The organism is Ideonella azotifigens (genome assembly GCF_006519715.1).
Taxonomy (GTDB): domain Bacteria; phylum Pseudomonadota; class Gammaproteobacteria; order Burkholderiales; family Burkholderiaceae_C; genus Ideonella; species Ideonella azotifigens.
On sequence record NZ_VIDT01000527.1, the window covers coordinates 1 to 3,975 of the forward strand.

Annotated in this window: 2 protein-coding genes; both read left to right on the top strand. The window is 67.8% G+C overall.

Going from position 1 to position 3,975, the window contains the following annotated elements; translation table 11 throughout:
- Positions 1–163: 163 nt before the first annotated feature.
- Positions 164–1,261, top strand: coding sequence for a proline iminopeptidase-family hydrolase (locus FKP22_RS23335; protein ID WP_211361540.1), 1,098 nt, complete (start codon positions 164–166; stop codon positions 1,259–1,261).
- A 114-nt stretch (positions 1,262–1,375) separates the two neighbouring features.
- Complete coding sequence (locus FKP22_RS23340) at positions 1,376–3,427, top strand: beta-galactosidase (RefSeq protein ID WP_211361541.1); 2,052 nt, start codon at positions 1,376–1,378, stop codon at positions 3,425–3,427.
- Positions 3,428–3,975 lie beyond the last annotated feature (548 nt).

Sequence of the window (3,975 nt, forward strand, 5' to 3'; positions counted from 1 at the left end):
CGCCAGCCGCCCGAGGGGCTGAGGCTGTGCCTGGGCGGTGGCTTGACGAGGGACGACTGCGGCCGCGCATTGCAGGCAGTGGCCGAGGCAGTCAACGCAAGCACGGCGTGAGGCCCGTGCTGGGCTAGCATGCGACGCACCTTGACCCCCATGTCGTTCCGTCATGCCACAACGCCTGCCCACCGCCACCAAACCCTCGCCCGAAATGCAAGCGCCTGATCCGGTCCGCCGCCTGTGTGTCGCCGCCCTGCCGGCCGCAGCGCTGGCCGGGCTGAGCTTGCCGATGGGTGCCAGCGCGGCCACGGCATCCAGCAAGCCCGCAGCACCGGCCGTGAAAACCGGCGGCGTGCAGATGGTGCCGATCCAGACGGCCAAGGGCACGTTCCGCGTCTGGACCAAGCGCGTGGGGCCCAGCACGGGCCATGCTCCGCGCATCCGCCTGCTGCTGCTGCACGGCGGCCCGGGCGCCACGCACGAATACTTCGAGGCCTTCGAGAGTTTCCTGCCGCAGGCCGGCATCGAGTTCATCTACTACGACCAGCTCGGCTCGGCCTACAGCGACCAGCCGGACGACCCTTCGCTGGTGGACCTGCCGCGCTATGTGGACGAGGTCGAACAGGTGCGGCGGGCGCTGGGCCTGGGGCCCAAGGACTTCTACCTGCTGGGCCACTCCTGGGGCGGCCTGCTGGCCGTCGAATACGCACTGCAGCACCAGCAGCACCTCAAGGGCCTGGTGATCTCCAACATGGTCGCCAGCATCCCCGAGTACAACCGCTACGCCCATGAGGTGCTGATGCCCGCGATGGACCAGGGTGCCCTCAAGCAGATCCTGGCGCTGGAGAAAGAAGGCCGCTTCGAGGACCCGCAGTACGAGGAATTGCTGATGAAGCACTTCTACGTGCAGCACGTGCTGCGCATGCCCGAAGACCAGTGGCCCGAGCCGGTGCTGCGCAGCTTCTCGCGCCTGAACCGCAAGATCTACGTGCCCATGCAAGGCCCCAGCGAAATGGGCGCCAGCGGCAAGCTCGAACGCTGGGACCGCATTGCCGACCTGCCCAGGATCCAGGTGCCCACGCTGGCCATTGGCGCCCAGCACGACACTATGGAGCCCGCACAGATGCAGCTCATCGCCAAGCGCGTGCGCCGCGGCCGCTACCTGCACTGCCCGAATGGCGCCCACATGGCGCTGTACGACGACCAGGCCACCTACATGACCGGGCTGATCCGCTTCCTGAAGGACGTGGACGCGGGACGTGCCTGAGCGGCCTGCGTCCAGCACTGCCAACTCCCCAACCCGGAACGCCCCATGCCACGACGTGCCGCCGCCAGTACCCGTTTGTCAAACATCGCTTGGCTGCTCGCAACGACTCTGGCATTGCCCCTCGCGCTGATCCCGCAAGCGCAGGCCCAGGCGACCCGCTACGCAGAAGCGCCGCCACTGCTGCTCGGCGCGGCCTGGTACCCCGAGCAATGGCCCGAAGCGCAATGGGAGCATGACCTCACGCTGATGGAGGCTGCGCACATCAAGCTGGTGCGCATCGGCGAGTTCGCCTGGAGCCGGATGGCGCCGCGCGAGGGCGAATACGACTTCGCCTGGCTGGACCACGCCATCGCCGCTGCGGCGCGCCACCACATGGTCGTGGTGCTGGGCACGCCGACCGCCGCGCCGCCTGCGTGGCTCACCCAGAAATACCCCGACACGCTGCGCATGACCGCGGACGGCGTGCGCGACGAGCACGGCAACCGCCAGCAGTTCTCGTTCGCCAGCCGGCGCTACCGCGGCTTCGCCCATGCCATCGCCGAACAAATGGCGCGGCGCTATGGACACAGCCCGAACGTGGTCGGCTGGCAGCTGGACAACGAATACGCCGAAGACTCGTTCGACCCCGAGGCCAAGCAGCAATTCCACGCCTGGCTGGCACGCAAATACGGCAGCATCGCCGCGCTCAACGAACGCTGGGCAACGGCCTACTGGAGCCAGACCTACAACGACTTCGCGCAGATCCCCGTGCGCGCGGCCGACGAGAACCCTGCCCTGCTGCTGGACTGGAAACGCTTCGTCAGCGAGACCTGGAAGGACTACTCGATCAACCAGGTCGATGCGATCCGCCCGCACGCCGACCCGCGCCAGTTCATCACCACCAACACCATGGGCTGGTTCGCCGGCTTCGATGCCTACACCGTGCACCAGGCGCTGGACATTGCCGCCTGGGACGACTACGTGGCCGGCGAGCGCTACGACTGGGTGGACAACGCGGCGCGCCACGACCTCACCCGAGGCTACAAGCAGCGCAACTTCTGGGTGATGGAAACCCAGCCCGGCTTCGTCAACTGGCGCGCCACCAACGTGGCGCTGCACAAGGGCGAGGTGCGCGCCATGGCCTGGCAGGCGGTCGGCCACGGTGCGGACGCGGTCGCCTACTGGCAGTGGCGCGCGGCACCCAACGGGCAGGAGGAGTACCACGGCACGCTGGTGGGTGCGGACGGCGAGCCCGTGCCGGTGTACAGCGAGATCCAGCAGGTCGGCGCCGAGTTCGCCCAGGCCGGCCAGGCCTTGGCCGGCACCACGCCGCAGGCCGACGTGGCACTGATCAACGACTTCGACAGCCGCTGGGCGCTCGGTTTCCAGAAGCACTCGGCCGAGTTCGATCCGGTGGCCGAAATGAAGGCCTTCTACCGGCCGCTGCGCGCGCAGGCACAGGTGGTCGACGTGGTCTCGGCACTGGCACCGCTGGCGCGCTACAAGCTCGTGGTCGCGCCCTCGCTCAACGTCCTCACCGATGCGCAGGCGGCCCTGCTGAAGGCCTATGTGGCGCAAGGCGGCCACCTGGTGCTCGGCCCGCGCAGCGCGATGAAGAACGCCGACAACGGCCTGCACCCGCAACGCCAGCCTGGCCCCCTGGCCGAGCTGCTCGGCGGCAAGGTGGCGCAGTTCTACGCGCTGGACAAGCCGGTACCGGTGGTCGGCGGCGAAGGTGCCGGCGACATGCCCGCCGGCAGCGCCAGCATCTGGGCCGAGCAACTGCAGGCCAACAACGCGCAAACCGAAGTGCGGCTGCGCTACGGCAAGTCCAACGGCTGGCTGGACGGCCAGCCCACGGTCCTGACCCGCCGTGTCGGCCAGGGCCGCATCACCTACGTGGGCGCCTGGCTGGACGAGGCCCTGCTGGACCGCCTCACGGCCGGATGGCTGCGCGAGGCTGCCGTCTCCGCGCCGATGCCCGGCGTGCCCGCCGAGGTTGAAGTCTGCGTGCGGGGCGACGCGACGCACCGCGTGGTCGTGCTGATCAACCACGGCCAGCAGTCGCAACAGGTGAAGCTACCGACGGCGATGAGCTCGTTGCTGGACCAACACAAGGACGGCGCCGCCACCAGCGAGGTGAACCTGGACGCCGAGGGCGTGGCGGTGCTGCAGGGCCAACGCTGAATCGGGCCCTTCGTCCATTGAGGAACCCTTATTCGAGACAGTTTTGAATCCGCTCTCAGTGAGACAGTTTTGAGTCCGTTCGCGCTGAGCCCATCGAAGTGCCTCTCACCCGTTCGCCCTGAGGGCCCCTTGCCCGTTCGTCCTGAGCTTGTCGAAGGACAGCTGGCTTCGACAAGCTCTGCCCGAACGGGGGGCTCAGCCCGAACGGGGGCTTGTGTCCCGAATTTTGAAGACATCAATTGGCGTGGCTGTACGACAACCAAACCACCGGCATGGCCGACACGCGTCCGCTTCCTGAAGGACGTGGACGCGGGCCGGGTCTGAAGCTCAGAAGCAGTGAATGAATCGGCCGGGCCCGAAGGGGTTGTCAAAACGAGCCCGATCTAGGCGCAAAGCACAGCTGTAGCTCGGGCTACAGCGAGCATTTGCAACGACGAGGGGGCGCGTTTTGGCGGCCCAGGCGGGTTCGGGTGATCCGTTCACAGCTTCTCAGGCCTGAGGCTTGACGGCCGCAGCAGCGTCCAGCGCTTGCAGCAGCGCAACCAGCG

Excerpts from the sequence above, each read along its gene's own strand:
- FKP22_RS23335 (WP_211361540.1), top strand. The coding sequence starts at position 164 with ATGCCACAACGCCTGCCCACCGCCACCAAACCCTCGCCCGAAATGCAA.